The 24,561-nt window shown below is 38.6% G+C and carries 24 protein-coding genes and 2 pseudogenes; 8 read left to right on the top strand and 18 right to left on the bottom strand.

From position 1 onward, the window contains the following. The first annotated feature begins 10 nt into the window (after positions 1-10). Complete coding sequence (gene tnpA, locus WDV75_RS09055) at positions 11-427, top strand: IS200/IS605 family transposase (protein ID WP_338861193.1); 417 nt, start codon at positions 11-13, stop codon at positions 425-427. Between the two features lie 73 nt (positions 428-500). Here the strand turns inward: tnpA and WDV75_RS09050 are convergent, their stop codons facing one another. From WDV75_RS09050 to WDV75_RS09040, 3 genes are all read right to left on the bottom strand, one after another. Next, on the bottom strand, positions 501-1,970 hold the full coding sequence (locus WDV75_RS09050) for a transposase (protein WP_338861088.1): 1,470 nt from the start codon (positions 1,968-1,970) through the stop codon (positions 501-503). A 159-nt stretch (positions 1,971-2,129) separates the two neighbouring features. After that, complete coding sequence (locus tag WDV75_RS09045; RefSeq protein ID WP_273571590.1) at positions 2,130-2,699, bottom strand: HutD family protein; 570 nt, start codon at positions 2,697-2,699, stop codon at positions 2,130-2,132. A gap of 126 nt (positions 2,700-2,825) precedes the next feature. Then, entirely contained in the window at positions 2,826-4,247 is a 1,422-nt protein-coding gene (locus tag WDV75_RS09040; protein ID WP_273571588.1) for a PLP-dependent aminotransferase family protein, read from the bottom strand. Positions 4,248-4,847: 600 nt separating this feature from the next. Here WDV75_RS09040 and yegD point away from each other — a divergent pair. Next, positions 4,848-6,200, top strand: coding sequence for a molecular chaperone (gene yegD / locus WDV75_RS09035; protein WP_273571587.1), 1,353 nt, complete (start codon positions 4,848-4,850; stop codon positions 6,198-6,200). Positions 6,201-6,438: 238 nt separating this feature from the next. Here yegD and WDV75_RS09030 read toward each other — a convergent pair whose 3' ends face one another. After that, complete coding sequence (locus WDV75_RS09030; RefSeq protein WP_273571586.1) at positions 6,439-6,837, bottom strand: hypothetical protein; 399 nt, start codon at positions 6,835-6,837, stop codon at positions 6,439-6,441. 25 nt (positions 6,838-6,862) lie between these two features. Then, a complete protein-coding gene (locus WDV75_RS09025) occupies positions 6,863-7,960 on the bottom strand; it encodes a hypothetical protein (protein WP_273571584.1) in 1,098 nt (365 codons plus the stop codon). A gap of 440 nt (positions 7,961-8,400) precedes the next feature. Here WDV75_RS09025 and WDV75_RS09020 point away from each other — a divergent pair. Both WDV75_RS09020 and WDV75_RS09015 read left to right on the top strand, forming a co-directional pair. After that, positions 8,401-8,504, top strand: a pseudogene (locus tag WDV75_RS09020) (IS982 family transposase); the annotation flags it as partial. A gap of 61 nt (positions 8,505-8,565) precedes the next feature. Then, positions 8,566-8,649 (top strand): annotated as a pseudogene (locus WDV75_RS09015) (IS1 family transposase); the annotation flags it as partial. Between the two features lie 162 nt (positions 8,650-8,811). Here WDV75_RS09015 and WDV75_RS09010 read toward each other — a convergent pair. The 12 genes from WDV75_RS09010 to ribA form a co-directional block, all read right to left on the bottom strand. Next, positions 8,812-9,495: a class I SAM-dependent methyltransferase gene (locus tag WDV75_RS09010; RefSeq protein WP_273571582.1), complete on the bottom strand. Its 684-nt coding sequence runs from the start codon at positions 9,493-9,495 to the stop codon at positions 8,812-8,814. A gap of 21 nt (positions 9,496-9,516) precedes the next feature. Then, positions 9,517-9,855, bottom strand: coding sequence for a hypothetical protein (locus tag WDV75_RS09005; RefSeq protein ID WP_273571580.1), 339 nt, complete (start codon positions 9,853-9,855; stop codon positions 9,517-9,519). After that, positions 9,815-10,717, bottom strand: a complete 903-nt coding sequence (locus tag WDV75_RS09000; protein WP_273571578.1) for an MFS transporter — start codon at positions 10,715-10,717, stop codon at positions 9,815-9,817. The genes WDV75_RS09005 and WDV75_RS09000 overlap by 41 nt, the downstream gene beginning before the upstream one ends. Positions 10,718-10,727: 10 nt before the next feature. After that, on the bottom strand, positions 10,728-11,942 hold the full coding sequence (locus WDV75_RS08995; RefSeq protein ID WP_273571576.1) for an ATP-grasp domain-containing protein: 1,215 nt from the start codon (positions 11,940-11,942) through the stop codon (positions 10,728-10,730). A 31-nt stretch (positions 11,943-11,973) separates the two neighbouring features. Then, positions 11,974-13,659 carry a WD40 repeat domain-containing protein gene (locus WDV75_RS08990; RefSeq protein ID WP_273571574.1) on the bottom strand — a complete coding sequence of 562 codons (1,686 nt, stop codon included), beginning with the start codon at positions 13,657-13,659 and terminating at the stop codon, positions 11,974-11,976. 12 nt (positions 13,660-13,671) lie between these two features. Continuing rightward, positions 13,672-14,124, bottom strand: coding sequence for a formylglycine-generating enzyme family protein (locus tag WDV75_RS08985; protein WP_338861080.1), 453 nt, complete (start codon positions 14,122-14,124; stop codon positions 13,672-13,674). 84 nt (positions 14,125-14,208) lie between these two features. After that, a complete protein-coding gene (locus WDV75_RS08980; protein ID WP_273571572.1) occupies positions 14,209-14,655 on the bottom strand; it encodes an SUMF1/EgtB/PvdO family nonheme iron enzyme in 447 nt (148 codons plus the stop codon). A gap of 145 nt (positions 14,656-14,800) precedes the next feature. Next, entirely contained in the window at positions 14,801-15,988 is a 1,188-nt protein-coding gene (locus WDV75_RS08975; RefSeq protein WP_273571570.1) for an ATP-grasp domain-containing protein, read from the bottom strand. A gap of 4 nt (positions 15,989-15,992) precedes the next feature. Further along, the gene (locus WDV75_RS08970; RefSeq protein ID WP_273571568.1) at positions 15,993-17,204 is read right to left on the bottom strand and encodes an ATP-grasp domain-containing protein; all 1,212 of its coding nucleotides are present in this window, start codon (positions 17,202-17,204) and stop codon (positions 15,993-15,995) included. A gap of 72 nt (positions 17,205-17,276) precedes the next feature. After that, a complete protein-coding gene (locus tag WDV75_RS08965; protein ID WP_273571566.1) occupies positions 17,277-18,296 on the bottom strand; it encodes a pyridoxal-phosphate dependent enzyme in 1,020 nt (339 codons plus the stop codon). A 12-nt stretch (positions 18,297-18,308) separates the two neighbouring features. After that, complete coding sequence (locus WDV75_RS08960) at positions 18,309-18,848, bottom strand: NADPH-dependent FMN reductase (protein ID WP_273571564.1); 540 nt, start codon at positions 18,846-18,848, stop codon at positions 18,309-18,311. Continuing rightward, positions 18,849-19,487: a GTP cyclohydrolase II gene (gene ribA / locus WDV75_RS08955; RefSeq protein WP_273571562.1), complete on the bottom strand. Its 639-nt coding sequence runs from the start codon at positions 19,485-19,487 to the stop codon at positions 18,849-18,851. It abuts the gene before it with no gap. 574 nt (positions 19,488-20,061) lie between these two features. Between ribA and WDV75_RS08950 the strand changes: the two genes are divergently transcribed. From WDV75_RS08950 to WDV75_RS08935, 4 genes are all read left to right on the top strand, one after another. Further along, positions 20,062-21,411, top strand: a complete 1,350-nt coding sequence (locus WDV75_RS08950) for a cytochrome ubiquinol oxidase subunit I (RefSeq protein ID WP_273571560.1) — start codon at positions 20,062-20,064, stop codon at positions 21,409-21,411. After that, entirely contained in the window at positions 21,401-22,408 is a 1,008-nt protein-coding gene (gene cydB / locus WDV75_RS08945; protein WP_273571558.1) for a cytochrome d ubiquinol oxidase subunit II, read from the top strand. The genes WDV75_RS08950 and cydB overlap by 11 nt, the downstream gene beginning before the upstream one ends. Then, on the top strand, positions 22,365-22,547 hold the full coding sequence (locus WDV75_RS08940; RefSeq protein ID WP_420497551.1) for a DUF2474 domain-containing protein: 183 nt from the start codon (positions 22,365-22,367) through the stop codon (positions 22,545-22,547). Before cydB ends, WDV75_RS08940 begins: the two co-directional genes overlap by 44 nt. Before the next feature lie 405 nt (positions 22,548-22,952). Then, positions 22,953-23,450: a class I SAM-dependent methyltransferase gene (locus WDV75_RS08935; protein ID WP_338803012.1), complete on the top strand. Its 498-nt coding sequence runs from the start codon at positions 22,953-22,955 to the stop codon at positions 23,448-23,450. A 279-nt stretch (positions 23,451-23,729) separates the two neighbouring features. Here WDV75_RS08935 and WDV75_RS08930 read toward each other — a convergent pair whose 3' ends face one another. Further along, positions 23,730-24,419, bottom strand: a complete 690-nt coding sequence (locus WDV75_RS08930; RefSeq protein WP_273571553.1) for a hypothetical protein — start codon at positions 24,417-24,419, stop codon at positions 23,730-23,732. Positions 24,420-24,561: the final 142 nt, after the last annotated feature.

Raw genomic sequence — 24,561 nt, 5'->3', positions numbered from 1 at the left:
ACTTTGGTCTATGACAAAAGAAACTGATATTCGACGCGGAAGACACGGTGTTTTCCTGATGCACGTCCACTTGGTATTCGTCGCCAAGTATCGACGAAAGATATTCGATCTGGATGCCATCGAAAAGCTACGCAGCTACTTTAGCAGCGTATGTGCTGATTTTGGTGTTGAACTGGTTGAAATGGACGGCGAATACGACCACGTGCATTTGCTGATCAACTACCCGCCAAAGCTCGCAGTATCGAATCTGGTCAACAGTCTTAAAGGCGTTTCCAGCAGGCTGCTTCGGCGTGACCGTCCAGATATTGCTCTACGCTATTACTACAAAGGCGTTCTGTGGACACCGAGCTATTTTGCAAGTAGTTGCGGAGGTGCGCCGATCTCGATCATCCGGCAATACATCGAGCAGCAGAAAACACCAGGTTAGTCGGAAAACCGCGCCTTATATCCCCGCCCTGAAGAGGGTGTCGTAAAAGGGGGGAGGTCATTTTTGCAACGCGTTAAGTTGAGATCCTCTCCCATTTTTCAGTGCCTGTTATTTGAACCAATAACAGGCTGAAAATTATCCATAATATCAGAGCCACTGCTCTTGATAAGTTATAGGCCATCGCATGCAGGGTAAATTCCAGCTTTACCGCTGATAATCCTCTACGCCGAAAGCGCTCCAGTCCCTGAATTCCCCGCAAAGCTGAAAATACCGGTTCTACTCTGCTCTTTCGTTGACTCAATATCCGTTTTGACTCAGGGTTAGCCATATGCAAACGCAGTTCATCCCGCTTTTCATCTTCCCGATAGCGTTTTATTTTTCTTCCACCTTTGGCCCGTGTACATTGGGTTTTTTGCCGGCATTGAGTGCCATTGGCACTGCCATAGACCCGATAGCCTCGCGCTTTTTCTGACGCGGCCACGGTGCTTTTCAACGATAATGAATGATGGGCCGGGCAGAGATAAGTGTCTTTCTCAGCCTCATAGATAAATAACGATTTGGGGGAGATTGTTCGGGGGCTCTGCCGGGTTGAATTTTCAGAGCAAAACAGCGGGATCTGATATTTTTGTGCCTCAGCCATCACCGCGTCATGGAAATAACCGGCATCCAACAACAATTTGTCCGGATGATATCCCGATAAATTGAAATTCTGCACCAATAAATCCGCCATTACCCGTGTCTCACTGGATGGATCTACGGTTTGGGCGACGATAATACGTCCTGTGTTGACTAAAACAGACGGTTTATAGGCTGTTGAAAATCCCTTTCCCCGCTTGAGTTTCTGGACGACAGCGTCTGGCTCTGTGGGATTAATACGTAACTGGCTACCATCTTTCCCCTTTTTTGCCCGGTTTTCTTGCCGGCGTCGTAATACTTCTGTGCCCTGTTCCAATTGCTGAAGACGTTTCTCTGTCTGCCCCGTGGCAGGCGCTGCACTGAGGGTCTTTTTTTCGCGGGAAATGGCTGCCTGAGTCAAAAGATGATAATGAGAACACATGGCCTCAATCACTGTCCCGTCACCCGCCAGACACGAAATACCGGATTGACTGCGGCGCAAAACAGATAAGGTCAGCTCTTTAAAAAACATCCCCGTCAGGACAGTTTGATGCTGATAAATGAAACGTCCAAGACTGGCATGATCAGGGGTAATTCCCTGACTGACCCAAATACAGCCCAAATCTAAACGCGCCAAGCGTTCAAGTGCTCTGAGCGAACGCTGTCCTTTCATGATCCCATAAAGCAGGATCCCCATCATGGAGCGGGGAGAATAAGGAGCCCTGCCTGTTGAAGCATAATGACGTTCGAAAGGTCCCCAGTCTTGTTCATCCAGGATCTCCGCGACAATAAGTGCACTGTGTTCTCCCATTTGCTTGAGATAATCCCCAAGGGAAAGAGAGCCATCCAATACAGGTAAATGCTGCGCTTTGACAAATTGACGTTGGGTGTGAACAGACGATTCCAGTTTTCGGGTGAATAAGGTCATAAAAGATCGGCGCCTAAAGGAAGAGCGCCGATCTTAATAGATAACATGAGCTTTTACGACACCCTCTGAAGAACGGGGTTTTACGGCGCACCTGATAAAACTCAGCGGCCCGCTATAAAGCAGGCCGCTTATTGTATTAATTTTCAATGATTATCCCATTCACCCAATCGGGCGTAAATCAACCCACAACAGCTTGCTGTCTGCAATCAATGGCTTAATTACCCCTTCCCGTATATCCGGTAACCACCATGCACCTTGACCAAAAGCAAGCTGGACACAATTCGCTCCAGTCATTTCCCAACGCCCTTTTAAAACATAAAGTACACCACTGTGTGATGTTGGTAGTAAACGTTCATCAGAAATAACAGAAACCTCAGAAGCCCAACATGAACGGCGAGTCATGATATTGAAACACTGAACAGGACCATCCAATAATTCCGCATGGGCCAAAATATCGCCTGAAAAATTAAATGGCGTCATCTTTTTCACCAATTCGTGTTCCAAAAAACCCGGACTGGTCAAGCGGATACCCTTTCCTTTTAATAAAATGATTGAACATTCAACATCAGGGAATTGCCCTAATATCCCGCTTTGATGGACAGTCGTAAAACAAGCTCGCCAGGCGAAATCATCAGACACAGGCCAGCAAACAATATCCCTGGTTTCGCCTTCCCCTCCAGACCATTGCACCCTTGGTAATGTTGCATAATCGAAGCATTTCATTTTCATGCCACTCCCTCACCACTTTTAAATTTTGTTTACAGAGCTAAAAGATAACCAGTGTCAACTTGTTAACAGAAACATTGGCAAATAATTTCCCTTACGACAATATTGAGATAGTTGAAGTGTGATTGATTACCCGCATTCTTTTAAGAGCATATGGCATATATTCCCCAATGTTTTCATTGCCAAAGCCTGTGTTTCATTCCAGGCAAATGACGCATTCAAGCGAAAGGCATGATCAAACTGGTTACTAGTGGAAAACATGCTACCTGGTGCGATACTGATATTCTTTGCCAATGCCAGTTGATAGAGCCGGTTGGTATTAAAAGGAGGGTCAAATTCCAGCCAGAGAAAATAACCACCACGCGCACTGTTTACTTTCACCGATTGGGGAAAGTATTCACTGATTGCCCATAGCATCCGATTTTGCCGTTGTTCCAACTGCCGCCGCAATCGGCGCAAGTGATTATCATATCCTCCCTGCGCCAAATAGTCCGCAATCGCTAACTGGATTGGCGTGCTGGCAGACACCGTACTCATCATCTGTAATTGCTGAATTTTCTTCGCATGTTTGCCTGCTGCAACCCAACCCACCCGATAACCGGGCGCCAGACATTTTGAAAATGACGAACAGTGCATGAAATTATTTTCAGTATCCCAAGCTTTTATGGGTGCCGGAGGTTCCTGCTCAAAATACAATTCACCATATACATCATCTTCAATCAGGGCGATCTGTTTTTGGTTCAAAATCTCGACCAATCGTTGTTTATTTTCAGGCGGCATCGTGCTGCACAGTGGGTTTTGAAAACGCGACATCAGCCAGCAAGCTTTTATTGGATATCTCTGCACAACCTCTTTCAAAGTATCCAAATCAATGCCCGTATGGGGATCTGTCTTAATGGCAATCGCTTTCAAACGTAACCGCTCTATCGCCTGCAACGCGCCATAAAAAGCGGGAGATTCAATCACGACCCAATCCCCTGGCGAAGTGACGGATTGTAAACTGAAACTTAATGATTCCATTGCTCCGGCAGTAATTACAATTTCATCAGGGGAAACATGGATACCGTGGGAAGCATAGCGACGAGAAATGTTACGCCGTAACTTTTCATTGCCTGGAGGCAAATTTGCCAGCGAATTGTGTGGCACGAAACGACGGGCGACTGAAGCCAGTATTTTTGACAATTTAGGTTCGACCAATAAAGAAGGATCAGGAAATGCCGAACCGAAAGGAATAATTTGCGGATCTTTACATGCCTGCAAGACATCAAATATAGACGCACTGATCTCCACATTTTCACTTAAATTAAGTCCCTTTCCCCCTTTTGCCGCCGCAAAGGGTTTTAATCGAGTAGCAACGTAATACCCTGATTGTGGACGCGCCATGATCCATCCCTGGCTTTCCAGCAATTGATAAGCTTGTAATACCGTCATCAAGCTCAAACCTGACGATTTCACCGATTCCCGTAATGAAGGTAACCTATCACCCACTTGCCAAATATCGTCTTCTATTTGTTGGCGGATCACACCAGCCAATTGTTCGTAACGCGTCATATGCTTGGCCTTCGTCTAATCTGTTATAGTTATATACGCATTAAGCTTCAAGTTGCAATTGACAACATTATATGAAACCTGATTTCTCTCCGCTTCGCGGGGAGAAATCGCACACATCTTGAAGTTAGATTGGTATAAAGTGAATAATTTTCAATATCATACTTGATATTTTCTGAAACAAAAATCACGCTATGATAAGCGTTAATCAATTCGCCTGGAAAAGATAATTCCCTTATACCCACGATTAGAAATTGCCTAATATACCAATCCAACTTCAAGTTGCAGTAGCGGGGAAGATATTAAGACGCATCTTAAAAGACGATAGGTATAAACAATGTGTATTAATTAATGATATTTTCAATAAAATTAAGAATACATTTATTATTATACCAATCCGACTTCAAGTCGCAGCTTACAACACATCTTGAAAGGCGATTGGTATAATACAATACTTCTCCCTAGTTTTGGCATAATACATGCTAAAAGAAAAATAATGGATTATTTCAGTCTTTATGATTGCTCTATCTATTATTCAGCACTAATTTAGGATAGCATCTGTGCCCTTTTTAAAATTTTCTACGATTAAATATGAGGAAACCTATGTTCATCGGTTTTGACTATGGCACATCAAATTGCGCAGTAGCAGAAATGATCGGAGATACGCCACAGCTTATTGCTATTGAGAATGATAGCTTCTACATGCCTTCAGCTCTGGCGGCACCGACCAGAGAGTCTGTTTCTGAGCACTTATTTCGCCACTGGAATATTAAACCCAGTAATCAAACAGGTGAGCAATTACTTCGCAACGCGATCACGGCAAACCGAGAGGAAGGTATTGAACTTTTGCCGGATGATCTCGTATTTGGGCAAAAGGCACTTGCTCAATATTTGGAAGATCCTCAAGAGGTTTATTACGTTAAATCGCCAAAATCTTTTCTGGGTGCAATGGGATTAAGAGATACTCAAATCAGTTTTCTTGAGGATCTGGTTTGTGCCATGATGGCGAATATCAAACAACAAGTAGAAGCCAATAAACAGCAAGTTATCACAGATGTCGTCATTGGGCGCCCAATCAATTTTCATGGGCGTGGTGGTGATAAATCGAATCAGCAAGCTGAAGAAATCTTACTTAATGCAGCCAAACGAGCAGGTTTCCGCAACGTTGAATTCCAATTTGAACCCGTGGCAGCGGGCTTAGAATATGAAGCCACATTAACAAAAGATAAAACGGTATTAGTTGTCGATATTGGTGGCGGAACAACAGATTGCTCAGTTATCCAAATGGGACCAAGCTGGAAAAACCTATCTGAGCGCAATGACAGCTTACTGGCGCACACAGGTCAACGCATCGGGGGAAATGATTTAGATATTAATCTCACCTTTAAACAACTTATGCACCCTTTTGGATTAGGCAGCAAAGTTTCTTCAGGTATTGATATGCCCTTGACGCAGTTCTGGAACCCGATTGCCATCAATGATATACAGGCCCAAAAAGCATTCTACTCTCGTCAGAATTTAACGACATTAAAATCCTTGCACAGAGATGCCCAAGAGCCCGAAAAACTCGCCCGTTTATTGAAAGTGCACCAAGAGACGTTAGGATACAGCCTGGTTCGCAGCGCAGAGGAAGCCAAAATTGCGCTTTCAGAGCTGTCTGAGTATGGTGTTAAACTTAATTTATTAACAGAGGTTATTGAAGTTAATATTCAGCGTGATCAGATGATTGCGGCAATCGAATCCACTAAAGAGAAAATGGCAAAATTGGTGAGTGAAGCCGTGGCACAAAGTGGAACTCAACCTGATGTGATATTTATGACCGGAGGCTCAGCCAGCTCCCCTATTCTGCGTCAGGAAGTTGAACAAAAATTGCCAGGTATCCCGCTGGTTGGCGGGAATTACTTCGGTTCAGTAACGACAGGCCTGGCTCGCTGGGCAAAAATTTGTTTTGCTTAATCGGCATAAGCAGACTCAATGATACTGGGTCTGCTTTAATACTACCGATAATTTCTTTGCTCAGTCATATTCTTCCAGCCTAAATAAATCGAAAATTTTTATTTATTATATACCCATCTCACTTCAAGATGTGTGTGATTTCTCCCCGCTTCGCGGGGAGAAATCGGGTTTCATATCGTGTTGTAAATGGCAACTTGAAGTTTAATACGTATACATAATAAATATGTAACTAAATGAGTTAATAAGCATCAGGTCCAACCCATAAAGATTTAATATAATTATTGCTGTCACATTGAATAAGAACTTTTTGTCCACTAGCTGCAGCATAAATTGCCGTTGCAAGCATAGCTTTCCCTGCCGGGGTATCAACATGATCAGCTCCCCAATACCAAGCTTGACCGCCTTTTACATTTTTTATTGTATAAGCTGTCCAGTTTTTATTATCATTATATCCTACAGATACAGAAATAAGATAACCCTGGTTGATAGAGCAGTCTTGAGCAGAACTCAGCTTACTTATTGGATCAACAATATTTAATTTAGGTTGTGTATTATTTGTAGTATCTTTAGGTGTCGCAGCAACCGCTACGTTGCCAATTAAACCCAAAAATAAAGCAAGTATAGAAAATTTTTTCATCTTATTTCGCCTCTTTTTAACATATTTATTCATATGTAATATATTCAATTTTCCAACTAATTTTTTTATCTTGGTTATAACAATTCCACCAGGACAGACTAAGCGTGTTTTTAGTTTTTATGGTAAAAGCACGATCTAAGTTTGGTTTAATTTCAAATTTACTTGGGCCGGTATCAGAGTAACAACTAGAAGTAACATATGAAATTTTTGCAGTGCCGCTGCCTTTATTTTCAAATTTCATATTATCGGTTGACGCTAGATTGCTCGAACGGTAAGGTACATTAACTTTTCCTGTATTTTTAACACGTTCAATAGACTCTTGCTTATAATTTTTTTCATCATCATATATAATTAATTGAAATTTATTTCTTGTGGAATAATCTCCCGTAGAAGGGGAACACGCGTTTTCATTTCCATCACAAATTAACCTAATATTAACCTGACAATCATCCTTACGAGTAAAGGTACTATACCATGAACTTAAAGCCCAAGTTTTTGTTGTGTTTAACTCAACCTCGCATTTTTTTATCTTAGGTTCAGAGCCAGTTAGCAATATATTGATAATTGGCATTAGGTTTTCTGCTAGGGGATAGACAATAATAAAGTCATTGCATTGTAAACTACTGGAATTTTTCTCTGTATGCGATAACGGAGGAGAATGGTCACGCCCATAATCAACCATAGCTAGAGTCGGCCTTCGCTCATCATCAGATAAGCGCATCATGTACCTGTCAATAAAGATATTGGCATAAGGATCATTAGTATTGCTGTATTCATAAATATTTCGTAATTCTTGTATTGCATTAGAACGCATAAAAATAGGTGGATTAAGGAAGTTAGTCACTGAGTCTATCTGAGCATCGTTTTTTAGTATTCGATAACGAAAGGAGCCATTTGGATCAAATACGCCATAATTTATCTGCTCTCCGCAATTATAATTATATGGAACAGAATAAGAAGAAGGTTGTTTTTGTGTATTTATTTGGTTTTGTTGAATAAAAGATGCAGCACGGTTATTGACTGGATCATTTTCATTAAATGTGACGTAGCTTTGCACCGCTGAAGCAGGCAGTGTAAAACTTAGAAGAAATATCGTCTGTAATCGTTTCAAAAAAAATTTCATATATTTAATTTCCTTTGATCTTTTGAAAATAATGTTTTTATATTTGGCAGTTTACCTTGGGATTGCAAATATTCATCCTCCGCTGCCATCATTTTTCAGCGCAAGCCCTATTAAATTCATTATATGCATCCCTACATTACCAATGTGCCTAAAGATTTTATGTTATAATGAGTTCCACGATTTCCTGCAGCCTCCATATTCGATTACAACAGAGCTAACACAACTGTTTTGTCAGTTTCCACATAAGTGATATTTATAGTTCTAAAAGCTAATTACTAGTTTTAAACTATTTTTTTATGTTAACCTCTTATGTGATGGTTAATGTTCATAATATGTAATATGATATTTAACTCGAATTCTGGATAAGAAATTGACGAAAAATCTGCTCCGAGAGCAAAACTTTGGTGAATACCGAAAACAGCTCCGAGGAGGAACAAACTATAAATAACTTAGTTGAAATTTTCTGCGATGTCGACGATTTTTGTCGTTTTTTATCCCCTATTGAACGCAGTTTTTTCTTGATAACGGACACCATCTACGCCACTGACAAGATTGTATGTATCCCAATGAAATAATGACCATTTTTCTCCTTTTTCGAACCAACCCTGATACTTCACTCCCGTTTAAAACGCCTTAACAGAAAAACGATAGGCTATTCCAAATCAGAAGAAATGCACGACAAAGTGATATACCAATCTCACTTCAAAATGCATGTGATTTCTCCCCGCTTCGCGGGGAGAAATCAGGTTTCATATCGTGTTGTAAATTGCAGCTTGAAGTTTAATGCATATAGATACATTGATTGAAGTCGAACACTGCTTTTCTCGAAGTGATCTAACTATCCTGAATTTTTATCTATTTTTAATATTATTGATGTTGTGATTATTTTTCTGGAATATACATAAATAATTGGGTAATGGAAAATTGTCCCGAATATAACGCTCCAGATAATACAAACTAAATTTATCCTGAAGAAATAATCCCATAATTTCCGAAGCACTAAACTCTTTTCCTAATCTACCATCCTGATGGAGATAAACGTTCCCTTTATCTTGATTTTCATCTTCCGTTGCAAAAATACTAATAGCAAAAAAACCCTCATCTTTTAAACAGCCATAAACTTTCTCCAAATAAGCCAGATAAAGTGACGGATGTTGATGATGAAAACAGCCATTATCCAGAATGGCATCAAACTTTTCGAATATAATATTATTATCAAGGAAATTACCATGCTTGAATTCAATATTGAGAAAATCATAATCAATGAACTCAAAACTATCAATGATATCAAGAGCTAAAACTTTATGACCTTGATCAGCAATGACCTTAGATTCTAACCCTCTACCGCAACCAATATCCAATACTGATGAAGAATTTTTCAACAAAGACAACAGCTTTAATGTTGTTTTTCGGCTAGCTTCTGCTCCAGACCAGCTATCACGCCCTTCTTTATAATATTGTTTAAAACTGTAATAAAGTGTTTTTTCGTATTCTTCCAATTCTGGAAGGTGTTGTATGATGTCACTCTTTTTCATAGATAGTAACCTTAATCTATTTTATTTAGATTCATTACGGTAAAGAAAAATAAACATAATAACAACGACAGAGATAAAAAGATAGAAATAAGCTAAATAGATTAACGCAATATGAAATCCATTTTTTTCGATCATGACGCCGATGAGTGGTGCAAAAATCATAACAGAAAAACGTTTCATAAGGCTTAATACTGAATTTAAAGAGGCAATCATTTCACCTTGATATGAACGGTTGATAGCATCTACTATATATACTTCAATTAAATATTTGACAACTTCTAATAATAAAACCCCAATGATAAAGACAAAAACCACATTGTTAATGAATAAGAAGAAAGAACACAGAGTTAATAAAATCATGAATATTAGCGTTTGTTGTATAGAAAGTGATAATATTTTTTTTAGACAATAATTTCGTGATAATAATCCCTCCTCCTCCTAATCCACCAATGATTAAACCTATGTACTGAATTTCAAATTTTTTACTCAATAAAAACACCTGAGCTAAATTTGAGGATTGACTAACAATAATATTAAACATTGCAGACAAGGCAAATAAAAACAAAACCAGCCCTTTATTCTTCGGGAAAGAAAAAAAACCTTTTAAACTAGACGTAATAGAATGGTTAAATATTTTTGTCTTTTTATTTGTTTCTTTATTTAATTCCTTAAATTTCGAATCATTAGAGACAAATGAAAATATTAAAGCAGGTGTACAGGCAACTAAACCATTAATCAATGCTGCCAACTCCATTGAATATTTCGCAATCCAAGAACCCAAAAAAATAGAAATATAGAAACTAAAATTACCCCATTGATAGATGTTAGAAACAAAATCTGTTTTTTTTCCTTGAGCTAGAGATGAACGGTAAATTACCGATACATTGGTTCCAGAGTAAAAGCTATTGGCTAACCCAATAAAAAACCAAGCAATCATCATTGGGACAAAGCCTTCCATTGCCCAAGCCATAATACCACCAATACCTTTAAATATTCCCGCTAAAACCAAAGCCTTTTTATTACCAAACTTATCTGTGAATAAACCACTGGGTACTTGCGTAATAACAATAGAGAATGCTAAAACGCTTTGAATGAAAAATACTTCACTGACTGACAACCCTTTGTGTGTTAAAAATGGAAAAGAGATACCATTTAACAATAAACATCCCCAAGGAATGGAAGCAAGTCTAATTAACTTTACATCTTTTAAACTATAAATCACATTATACTCCCTACTCTTGCGATGGTAAAATAGCTACATTCATTTTCGCAATGATATTATTCATTTTTTTATCCAATAGAGATAAATCATCTGAGGCCACTATTAAAAACCCAAACCGATCAGTATTGCTTTTAATTCTTGACACTGTAAAAGGCAATGTTTTAGATAAAAAAATATCCGCATCAAAATTATCAGGAAAATCAATGCTTGTGACTATTCCATCTTGTGTGGAATATAATGCTTTTGCCATTGAAAAACGGGTTGGAATGGGTCTAGTTTTAGAAAACCCTTGAATAAAAAATTCAATAATTAAACTATCTAAATCAATTCCTAAGGCTTTTGACATGTTGGCCGGAGCAGGACCGTTAGGAAAACGAGGGTTGATTTCCACTAAATAAATATTATCTTCGTGTACTAAATATTCAATGTGAAAAGCACCGAATAACATATTTATCGCGGGAATAACAGCTCGGCTAGCATCATACAACTGCGTTTCAAACAGCTTATAGGGGAAAATACCACCTAATTCGACACAACCATTTTCTCCTCCTAGCAGACGGCTGCTACAACCTAAAAAGTGAATTCCTTCTCGATCTACAAACCCCTCAACACTAACAAACTCAGCGTTTTCAATAAATTGTTCGATAATGTAGGGAAAATAAAAGCAATCAGATGATTCTTCAAAGAAATGATCCACTTCTGCCTGATGAAAAAAAATATGTATTCCCAGAGAACTATGCCCTAAAAGAGGCTTGAAGATAAGTGGGAAAGTTACAGTATCAGCTAGTGAAATTGATTTTAACTGTCTTAAATTATCAACTTTTACAAAATTGGGCTGTTTGACGGTTGTCCTACTAACTCGTTTACGAGTGATATATTTATTACGACAATCGGCCAATACTTCTAATGGAGTATGGGGTAAATCCAGATATTTGGCAACTTCAGCGCCAATCTCAAGATATTGATCAGAAAGAGTAATGACAGCTTTTGGGCGATGAGGTAATACATTTAGAATATGCTGAGCTGTCAATTGACTCACGGATAATAATGTACAGTTTATATTCTGTTCATTTAAATGTGTTTGCCATTCTTCACGTTGTTCTGTTACAACCCAAGGGTAATATCCCAATTCTATGGTTGTTTTTAAAATTCCAGTCGGGTTCATTCCACGAGTTTCAATAAATAGGATTTTATTCATTGTGTTTTGTTCGAGTGATATTTGCACTGTTCTTTCTCCTATTATTTTGTGATATAAATTATTCTATTACACTTATTTCGTAACATTGCCCATCATAAGAAGCAGCAATAAATATGTGATTATTCTCACTCCAAGCTAAAGACGAAATCCCACTATGAGTCGGGCGCCTAGGCTGGCCTATCCACTGTTTGTTAGCAACAGAGTAAACATCAACAACACCACTATAACTGCCACAGGCAATAAAAAAACCGTCATCACTAGCAGCAACACATTTTATCGAATGTGTATGGCGCGTTTTTATTTTATCGGTATGCTCTTCATCCCCCCAAAGACCGAGATGCAAATCACGAGAAACTGTCGCAAAACCATGTGCGAAAGGTGAACAGTCATTCAATATACTTTCGTGGGCTCTCTGTATCATGTGTAAAATAGTAAGATTATCTGGATCAATAATACTTAATTCACCATCGGCACAGCCACAGAACAACTCCTTGCTATTGCAAGAAATACCTTTAATAGCATTCTGGTGTGCATATATAACAGTCAGGAGTTTGAGACATTGTTTTTCTGAAAAGATAAAAACATTGCCTGAATAGGTTCCAATAGCCAGTAAAATCTGATTATTTGATGTAAAGCTAATACCGCAATTAATAGGCGAATCGAGTTTATAAAGTAATTCACCAGTGATAGCGTCGTATAATTCCGCAGCCTGCCCACCACAAACCAAACGGGATTGAAAACGAGTGATAAAATTACATAACGTGCAAGGGCCACCTATAATGAGCCCATTTTTCAAGGTATGCCCAGCATCACCAATGGTATAAACATCATTGCCTTCAATATGAATGGAATTAAGACTTTTTGATGGAATGAGATTTTCATTAACCCATTGTTTAGTATACGGGCTCCAGACAAGGTAACTAGAGGCAAATGTACCGATAACTAAGGTATTATCATCCAAAAATGCGATAGAACGTGGCCATGCGATTCGAGGCAACTCAGCTTCAGAAATTTTTTCTACCTGATGATCATCCGTAAGTTTCCACATAATAATATAGCCATCATAAGAGGTGGTTGCAAAAAAACGACCGTCATTATTAATAGCAATTTTTTTAATCGACGAATTATGTGCTTTTATTTTTGTTTCTTTACCATCTCTAATTAGAGAGATATAACCTTCATTATTTCCAATAATCTTATCCTTGTCAGAAATACAAGCAATGGCATCTATATCTGTGTTACCAATGTAGATAATATCTAGTAATTTTCCTGTCTTGGCATCCCAAGTTCGAATTGTGCCATCCATACCAACGGATGTTAATGTTAAGCTATCTTGCGACCAATCAAAACTCTCAATAAGATTTTCATGTCCGACCATCCGGCTAATTAAATTACCCGCCAAATCAGACACAGCCAAAGTACAATCATAAGAACATGTTCCAATATAATTACCAAAAGGACTGAAAGCAGCTTTTGATACATCATCTTTGTGTATATTAATTACCTGCTGAAGTTTCATCTCCGGCAATTGCCAAATTCGGGCACTATGGTCACTACTAGCGGAAATTAATTTTGTTCCGCAGGGAGAAAAGGCGCATTGATTAACCAAATGATCATGCATACCCATTGCTAACGATTTATGTGTTTTGGCATCCCAAAGAATTAAACGATTATCGTATCCTGCTGTAGCAACATAAACATTTTTATAGATAGCAATACCGCTAATTGGTGCTGAGTGAATCATTTTATTTATCCTTTATTTAGCAAGTCTAAAACCCATTGCGAATATTTCACGATCAAAATGCGGAAATTTACCGTGACGGCGAGTCGTTCTTGCTAAATCAGAAAAACGGGCAAAGCTACCGCCCCGTGCCACTCGATAAGTTTCCGTCATTCCATTTAAATGATCTTTTTGCAGTTTTCCACCGGGATAGACGTAATAATTGTTATCTACAAACTCTTCAACATTTCCCGCCATATCCATGACACCAAAAGGAGATTGTCCGGCAGAGAACATACCAACAGGTGTTGTCATATAAATTCCTGTTTCGACCGTATTTAATAAAAAAGCATTAAATTTGTCGCCCCAAGGAAACTCTCGTTTTTTCCCTCCAGATGCTGCTAACTCCCATTCCACTTCTGTAGGCAACCGATAATTTTCATGTGTTTTTTGATTTAACCACTCAATATATTTTTCGATATCGAACAATGTAACGCTATAAACAGGATGGTTAGCTTTTTCAATAGGAAATTGCCCTAACCGCCATGAAGAAGGAATACCCGTATACTTGGTTTATAATAAAAATACTCTGTATTCAATATTGGTAATAGGATATTTAGCAATACTGAAAGCCTGGCATTTGACTTTATGCTCTGGACATTCTTTATAAATCCATTTAGACATCACACCAAATCTTTTATATTGTTCAACAACTTTATCTGCTTGCTCTTCACTAATACCCATCACAAATTCAGTTGCATCAATATGGATCATTGTTGGGTTTAAGGGATCGATACGGGGATCACCTATTAATGATAAAAGTAATCCTGCATAATAGCGTTCTGCTATTGGTTTTTTACTTTCAACGATATTGACTAAACTTTGTATGTCTTGTGTCATTAAATTCATTTGGTTAAAGTTATTTTTAGAAATAATATTGTCAATATAATTATCTGGTAAACCAACAGCTTCACGGTCTGTCATTTCTATTTGACACACAGATTTAAGTTTTATATCCAATTCTGTACTCCTTTCCATTATTATTACCACAATGGTATATACGCATTAAACTTCAAGTCGCAATTTACAACATTATATTAAGCTTGATGTCTCCTCATTTCGCGGGGGAGACATCGCACGCATCTTGAAATTAGATTGATATATTCTATGTTTTTGATGATTTATTTTTGAGAAATTTATTAATATTAAAAAAATCTCTTATTTCATTCATAAACTGCTTGTTAGATTTTGAAATGATAGCAAAACCATATCGAGTAAATGAATTAATTGTTTTTGGTAACAAATCACCTAACCGGTAGTTAAATTTCAGCCAAAACAACTTATCTCCACATTTATCTCGAATATTATCTAAAAATTCTATGCTATTCAACTTTCCTCCATCACCAAAAAAATAAATAATAGACATTTGTTGTTGGTTATTTATTTTAGTCGGAAGAGATACTACGTCCCCCACAATGCTATTCAGGTTTTCTTTTACAAGATCATAACCTGTTATCTTACTAATCAGAATGGGAATTTTATCACCTCCTGCTCGGGTATGAGATTCGATTAACACTACCTGCTTATTTTGTATTTTGAATTCAGTATGAGAAGCTCCATTTTGATAACCTGCCAAATCCAGCATAGTACAAATCACATTACCTATATTATTCTGCTTGCTTTCTGACAAAGCAGCAGGAAATGTATGACTTATTTCAAAAAAATAGGGATTACCCGAGGTCATTTTCTCTGTAATACCTACAAGATAATGCCGCCGATTTATTGAAATAAATTCCGCACTATATTCGTCACCATAAATAAACTGTTCTGCTAGTAAAGGAAAAGTCGTTAACTCCTCGATTTCATTTTCGGTACAGATCTCTTTGATATTGGAGCTTCCCATACCATCGTGTGGTTTGAGAATAATTGAACCTTGCGCTTCTGCCAGAAATGCTTTTACTTCTGCTCGTGTATTTACCTCCATCCATGGCGTAGAATATTTGGGCAATAACTGGCTCAATAATCTCCTGAAAGCAAATTTGTTTCTGAAAGTGTGTACAGCATGAAAATTTCCTCCTTTGACTCCCAGTTTTTCAGCCAGAAGAGAGGCTTTTTCCTGATAAATCTCCTTATGCGAATAGATGACATCAAAACAATATTGCTGACAGTGAGAAGAAATTATCTCTTCTAATTGATTTTGATGTGATAGCTTCATCGCCAAATTGCAGCACTTAAGATTAATATCACTGAAACTATCATCATCAAAATAATAGAGGTAAAGTTCATGCCCTAGATTAATTACTAAATTGATAAGACTATCCCAGCCACCTATTAATGCTATTTTCTTTTTCATAGGACTACTCACATCTGAATCTATTAATCACATTATTAATTCTCGCGCGTAACAAGGGTTCATTTGGAGCTTCAATAACAAAGTCAGCAATAGAATCTCCTGTCATATAAGGGATTGATAGTAAATCGCCGATTTGCTTTTTATTAACAGCAAACTTAATCCATTCATCAGAAAATTCATTGACATCAGATAAATTAGAAATCTTCAACGGACGTGGATGAAATTTCAGCCATCCTCCATATTGGGTTTCTTGGGTAACAGTAAAATCAATAGGTTTACCTAACTGGAATTGCATCATGAACGTATTGAGATCAATCCCTGATAGCTGATATACAGCTTCGCTAATCACACCACCACCAACTCGCTTTGCCACTTCACCAAAAACAACTTCACCTGATGGCGTGTAAAAAAATTCAGTATGTGTAACACCATCTTGAATATTAAAGGCTGAGATAACTTGCCGATTAGCTTGATAAATAGCTACAGCCACTTCAGGGGCTGACAACATGATAGCTGCTCGCGGCTTGGAATCTGTGAATTGCATTGGTGGGGAGAGATATTCAAAGCCAATTTCAAAAATAACATTGCCATGGGAAATAACAGAATCAATGTGAAAAACCCCGCCTTCAATATAAGTTTCAATCAAATAACTGTCTAAATCAATGGAGTGCGCTTTAAGCTTATCAATGATCAAGAAAAAAGCGGATGCATCTTTTGCGTGATATATTCCACGCGATCCCATACCTCTTCTCGGTTTAAGAATTAATGACTCTTTTGTAGATAAAACAGAAGCGCAACGTTCATAATCACTTGCCAGCCACTGTTGTGGTGTTTTGATACCGCTATTTCTTGCAATATCATGCATAATCGCTTTATCGCGAACACCGATAATATCTCGGTAGCGATCTCCTTCACAGTCCATCATTTCCCGTAATTGAGCTGCAACCAGCAATAAACGTTCAGAACAAGCAATAACTCTATGAAATGGTGTCTTAGCATGAAGTTCCATCGCAAATGCGATGAGGCCGACTTCATCATTATCGGTATCCCACAGATGAATCTCATCATAAAATGCTTCATAAAACTGAGATATTTTTGAAGCATTTGTAATCACTACAACATAGAACTGAGAACGTTCTATAGTAGAACTAGAATCTTTTTTACGTAAATATTGTCCAATTCCCCCACGATCGAGGAGTAATAATGGTTTTTTCATGATGATTGCGCCGGCCAGAGATGTTTCAGAAATTCTATCGAATTAATTACCCAGACTTAGACTATCCCATGATTAATGTGGCGGGACGATTTTTGACCATTCGTCATTGTTTGTTCCAGAAGGAAAAACAGTAACGACACATTCATGCTTTTGTAGATCACGAGCTAACAAGGTGGCAGCCAGCCAGTTTGCGCCTGAAGATGAGCCTACTTTCAAACCCGTCAGGGAATAAATTTGTTTTACGGCATTCATAGCTTGTTCAAAGCTGTAGTGAAAATGCCCTGTGACAAGATCTTCATACTCTTTGATAAATTTCTGCTTAATACCATAACCTACACCGCCGGATCCCAAATATTTAGGCAAACCATTTGGTTCACTAAAACTACTATAAGGTTGTTCTGAAGGAGTAATGCCATATATTTTACACTGTGGCCAGACTGTTTTTAATCCTCGCCCTGTTCCCATTAAAGTACCAGCGGTACCCATAGAAGCACACCAAGCATAAATTCCCTGCTCCCCTTGACTTTTCAGCTGGTCAATAATTTCTGTGGCCGTCTGTGTTCGGTGAAATTCAGGATTAGCCGGATTTTCATGCTGAAAAAGAAAAGTAAACATCGGATTTTTTGCAGCCAATATTTTGGCTTCTTCAATTACCTGATAGAATCCTGACTGAGCCGGAACCTTAATCAGATTAGCACCACTGTCTACCATTTGTTGCTGAAGAGATTCAGCCGTTTTATCCAATAGAACTAATGTTAACTTAATACCAATCTGCCGACAAAGCTTAGCCAGACAAACACCTAATGTGCCTCCCGTATATTCAAGGATATGGGCATTCCGCAATTCTTCATCTGATGATTGTTCAGCGATGACCTTAGACATCATGGCATATACGGTACGGGCCTTAATAGTCTTGCCATAGTTTTGATTTTCTAGTTTAACAAATATTTTGCCACCGCCCTGAAAACGTGATGGAACTTGAATAAGATCAGTATTAATGACTAATGGCAAAAAATTATCTAATATGCCGAGAGCCTTCATTTTGAAAGCACCATGATGATTTACTGATGTTATTTTTCTATCACTGTACATAGTCTTTCCTATTTATTTCTGGCTAAAAAGTTCATTGATAGCAGAACGACAGCGTTCCTGGACATTTTGATTTACGAGTTCAATAACTTCTGCTTTCTGTGAAAAATCTGGACCACCAGCAGAAATATGTTCTATTAAACAATTTTCCCCTAATGCCCTGACAATAGAGCGAAGAGCATCACATGTCGGTGTACTACTTCTTATTCCACCGGCAACACTGGCCACAATAATCGCTTTACCTGCGAATATCCCTTTTTCCAAATGATCAAATGCATTTTTTAATACACCGCTGACCGTACCGTGATAAGTTGGGCTAGCAAATATCACAATATCAGAGGTATTAATAGCAGTAATAAATTGACGTACATTCTTATTTGGATGCTGTTCAATTTCACAACCATAATACTCTGGATCCATAAAAGGCAAAGGCGTGTCTTCAAAAGACCAGTAAAAAACATGATTACTTTCATCAAACAATGATGAAAAATAATTAATTAGTGCCTTTGTGTTGGAACTTTTATTTAGACTTCCATTAATGAATAAAACATTCATTTACATCTCTCCTAATCCATTAATGGTAATATTATGATAAGTATGTTCTTTTTTTGCCTTTAAGTAACTAACATTATTTTCATTTAAATGGCATCCGGTATTTTTTACTTCCGTTACTTTTATTCCATATTTTTTTATTTGTGTGACTTTATCAGGATTATTAGTCAATAACCTGATACTATTTATATTCAATATTTTAAGCATTTCAGCCGCAGGTTGATAGTCTCTTAAATCATCAGGAAAACCTAATTTATTATTAGCTGCATAAGTGTCCATACCCTGTTGTTGCAATTCATAAGATCTTAGCTTATTAAGTAAGCCAATTCCTCGTCCTTCCTGCCTTAAATATAATAAAATGCCACCGTAATTTGATAATATTCTTAATGATTCACGCAATTGAGGACCACAATCACAGCATTGTGAATTAAATACATCACCGGTCAAACATTCTGAATGAATTCTCACTAAAATATTATCTTTTCCTTCAATATTACCAAAAGCAATAGCAATGTGTTCCTTTCCATCAGAAAAATTATCAAAACCATAAAAAATAGCATTCTTATTTATGTCGTTATCCAAAACAATAGGTATTTTGACTTTACATACGACTGACGTCGATTTCATATCTTTATAAATCATTTTTATTATTTCCTTATATAAAATTAGAATAATAAAAAACTACAAATACTTATAATACTAATAAGTTTTAACTTGTTGAATTTAAAAATCATTACAAAATTAATCGATTTCAACTGAAACGGACACTAACCAAAAACCACAAATAATTAACTTAAAATTAACATATCATCGTGATGATAACGTGTCAATATAGTCACAATAAATTATTAGAATAAGATGAAATCCTACTCCAATAGGATTGTTTAGATTATTATTTTTTAAAATGTCAGTGAAATACTCTCAATACCATCTGTACCTGTTTTTCAAATAGCACTCATTACTCACAACACATCATATGACTGACTTTCACTCAAAACTGTTATAGTCAATAAACAAAAAATTGTCACTATTATACCAAAATACCTTGTGTTCTACTTGTCTATACCTTCTAACTTCGTTTATCCATATAAATAGGTTTTCATAATACTGAGAGTATCAGATGTTGGAGTTCCTTACCCCGCGCGGAGCGCGGGGTAAGGAATACGCCTATCATTTTGAAAGGCTATTTATCCAAAGATTTCAATAAGAGGTCACTATGTTAGGGTTGAATGCCCTTGAACTCGCAAGGATACAATTTGCATTTACGGTTTCTTTCCACATTATATTTCCAGCCATTACGATAGGCTTGGCGAGCTTTCTGGCGGTATTGGAAGGTTTATGGCTTAAAACACGTAATACGGACTACAAAACGCTATATCACTTCTGGTCAAAAATTTTCGCGGTTAATTTCGGTATGGGCGTGGTTTCCGGCTTGGTGATGGCCTATCAGTTCGGCACCAACTGGAGTTTCTTTTCTGATTTTGCCGGCTCTATTACCGGCCCGTTGTTGGTATATGAGGTACTGACCGCATTTTTCCTTGAGGCTGGATTCCTTGGTGTCATGCTGTTTGGCTGGCATCGGGTCGGAGAAAAACTACACTTTTTCTCAACCTGTATGGTGGCGCTCGGCACGATTATTTCGACATTCTGGATATTGGCCTCTAATAGCTGGATGCAGACACCACAAGGCCATGAAATTATAGATAATCAGGTTATTCCTGTTGATTGGCTCGCGGTGATTTTCAATCCCTCTTTCCCCTATCGTCTACTGCATATGGGAACAGCGGCATTCCTGGCTTCAGCATTTTTCATTGCGGCTTCTGCTGCCTGGCATTTGCTGAAAGGCAATGATTCATCCGCTATGCGAAAAATGTTGTCAATGGCGATGTGGATGATACTGGTTATTGCCCCATTGCAAGCCATCATTGGCGATATGCACGGGTTGAATACATTAAAACATCAACCAGCTAAAATCGCTGCCATGGAAGGTCATTGGGAAAACCATCCTGGTGAAGCCACCCCACTCATTTTATTTGGCATTCCTAATCAGGAAGCGGAAGAGACACGTTATGCAATCAAGATCCCCTATCTTGCCAGCCTGATTCTGACACACAGTCTGGATAAGCAAGTTCCAGCACTGAAAGAATTTCCCCCAGAAGATCGCCCAAATGCTTTTATGGTGTTTTGGTCATTCCGCATCATGGTGGGATTAGGCATTTTGATGATCCTTGCCGGCGTCTGGGGGTTATGGTTACGTCATAAAAAGCGTCTGTATGAAAACCCGCTCTTTCTCCGCTTTATGCTCTTGATGGCACCTTCTGGACTTATCGCGATCCTGGCAGGCTGGTTTACCACAGAAATTGGCCGTCAACCGTGGGTCGTCTACGGCTTAATGCGTACCAAAGATGCGGTATCAGCACACGGTGAAATCCACATGAGCATCAGCCTGCTTATTTTCTTTGTCGTCTATGGCGCCGTATTCGGCGTGGGCTACGCCTATATGATGAAACTCATCCGTAAAGGGCTTCCACAAGTCCCAAATAAGGAGTCAGTAAATGGGTATTGATCTTCCTCTCATTTGGTTCCTGATCATTATATTTAGTACCATGATGTATATCGTGATGGATGGTTTTGATCTTGGGATCGGCATTTTATATCCAGCGGTTAAGGAGCAATCCGATCGTGATTTGATGATGAATTCTGTGGCTCCCGTCTGGGATGGCAATGAAACCTGGCTGGTGCTGGGAGGTGCAGGGTTATTTGGTGCGTTTCCACTGGCTTATGCCGTCGTTTTGGATGCACTGGCAATTCCATTGACTATTATGTTATTAGGTTTGATATTTCGTGGGGTAGCCTTTGAGTTTCGGTTCAAAGCCACACCAAGACACCAACATCTCTGGGATAAGGCATTTATTACCGGTTCAATTCTCGCCACGTTTATGCAAGGTATCGTCGTTGGGGCCGTTATTGCCGGTTTTCCTGTCGAAAATCGTGTTTATATCGGTAGCCATTTTGACTGGCTGGCTCCTTTTCCTCTGTTTTGTGGAATTGGCCTCGTCATCGCTTATGCCTTATTGGGATGTGGCTGGCTGGTAATGAAAACCGAAGGTCATCTGCAACAACAGATGTATCGTGTTCTGCCCGCCTTGACCTTGCTGATGCTAGCCATTATTGCCATTATCAGTATTTGGACACCACTCGCTCACTCAACGATTGCTGAACGTTGGTTCAGTCTATCGAATCTATTTTTCTTCATGCCCGTACCACTGTTGGTATTGTGGTCGAGCTGGCAACTATTGAAATCTAACCCAAGCTCAAGCCATTACACCCCATTTTTGACAGCACTGTTATTGATTTTCATGGGCTTTACTGGATTGGGGATCAGCATTTGGCCGAACATTATCCCTCCTTCTATTAGCTATGAAGAGGCTGCCTCCCCGCCTCAATCATTGGGCTTTATGCTGGTAGGTGCGCTGTTCATCATCCCGATCATTTTGACTTATACCTTTTGGAGTTATTATGTCTTTCGAGGAAAAATCACTCATGAACAAGGCTACCATTAAAACAGCACCACAACGCCCTTCACTATGGAAGCGTTTGGGTTGGATGGTAACAATTTGGTTTTGCAGCGTATTGGCTTTATACGCCGTATCTACGTTATTCCGCGCGCTAATGACAATGGCGGGGATGAAGGTCAAGTGATAACTCACTTTTTTAATAACTGACACGGTATTTGAATTGATGCGTCTTATATCTCCCCGCTACGCGGGGGAGATATAAACAATCACATTGATTTGCAAGCTGCAACTTGAAGTTTAATGCGTATAAACTTTTCAACCGGACGTTATGGTAAATATAGGGGGTATGACAAAAAATAAATCTACCGGATATCGTGTTTAATCTCTTTGGGTTGAATTCCCCGTTGCTTGCGACATATAAACTTAAATCATTTGCTGCTTGAGGCGGGGTTATTTGTTAGTAATTTTTAAATATAAGGTTAAATTACTGATGTGGAACGAAAGGTATTCATGCTCTGATTACATCTTCGGTACCGAACCGAACATCTTTCTTACCTCTTGTAAGCACCTGCTATCACCGGGGAAATCAGTGTTATCTGTCGCGGATGGCGAAGGCCGAAACAGCATCTGGCTCGCTTCGCAGGGGCTGAATGTGACGGCTTTCGATATGTCCGCAGAAGGTCTGAAAAAAGCGAAAAAACTAGCTACGCTTAAGGATGTGTCGGTTAATTTCAAACTCTCTGACATAGAAAATTGGCGCTGGATTCCAGAACAGTTTGATATTGTTGTTGCCATTTTTATTCAGTTCGCACCACCTGCTATGCGCAGGCGAATCTTCGAAGGAATGAAAACGACGCTGCGCCCAGGCGGGGTGATACTGATGCAGGGTTATAGACCAGAGCAGATAGAATATGGAACTGGTGGGCCGAGGGAACCTGAATATTGTTACACACGGGCGTTACTGGAAGAAATGTTTGGGGATTTCAACATATTCAAGTTGGATGAATATGATACTGAACTCCAAGAAGGGACTGGTCATTCTGGTATATCTGCTTTAATTGATTTAGTCGCATTTAAACCGAGTTGATTGACATCCTCCTGGCTGTAACTGCTCCCCGCCCTGTCGGGCGGATTTTTATCTTGTTTAACCAGATATCAACTCATCAACACCATGACACCCAACACACATAAACTTGCCAGAACGTCTTTTTTATCGGTGCTACTTGATCGTAACAAAGATTTTCAGAATAGCTGAAGTTGCCGGTAAAGCTGTTTTTTTTGTTTGCCAGCTTTGTGTGAAAAAGCGGGTTAAATGCCCGCTTCAGATCGCTGTATGGGCTTACTGTACTTATCAGCTGATAACTTATTACTCAGGCAGCATTTCCATGACAATCAGTCCCGCATCTGATACGGTCACGTATGGTATTAGCGCTATAATTTCGCCTGTTTTTATATCTACTTTCGCCGCACGAGAATTTTCTACTATCCTTTCAAATATGCTTTTACCTTTGAATGTAGTTTGTACGATAGCGTAAGACTGGTGTTGATTGAAGACTAATCGGTAGGTTGTTGCAACATGTTGATAACTCGAAACATCAAACATATTGCTTTTAATGACTTTTTCTAAGGGTTTGTACGAATTATCCTCGCGGCTAAAGTTTGAAACAAAATTATCCAAGTTGATTAATTCATGAGGTGTTTTTGCATCTTTTCTGAAATCTTTGTCACACACAAGAATTTCATCAAGTTTTAGCTGCCCCGGTTTTGTCGAATAGTTTTGGCTTAAGCAGTTATAGAAATCCCCCGTCACCAGCTCATGCATTTTTTTGAAAGGAAAATGATTATCATCTGTGGATGCAGTTTGCTTGTCAGGGCTGTTGGTAACAATATCGCTGAAAAGAAAGTAGGTAATGATGCAAAACAGAACGAAAATAGTTGCTCCTACTGTTGCAGTATCCGATTTAAATTTGCTTACGTTTTTCTCCCCATAATGTGGGCATGTTTGATCGTTACGTGCCATTTCTCCCTGACACTTTTTACAATTTATTTGTTTCATAAAAATAAATTCCTATCCAATTTCGTTTGGTATCCATTTCAATCAAATTGATTTTTGAATAAATATGACAAATGAGGATCTCTGGTCAAGGGTAACACCGTATAGATGTGAAACTTATTTGATAAATTTTATGGCTATAAAA

Origin of the sequence: Xenorhabdus griffiniae (assembly GCF_037265215.1) — a bacterium.
GTDB classification, from domain to species: domain Bacteria; phylum Pseudomonadota; class Gammaproteobacteria; order Enterobacterales; family Enterobacteriaceae; genus Xenorhabdus; species Xenorhabdus griffiniae.
Note: the sequence above shows the minus strand (reverse complement) of the source record. Positions and strands in the feature narration are given on the sequence as shown.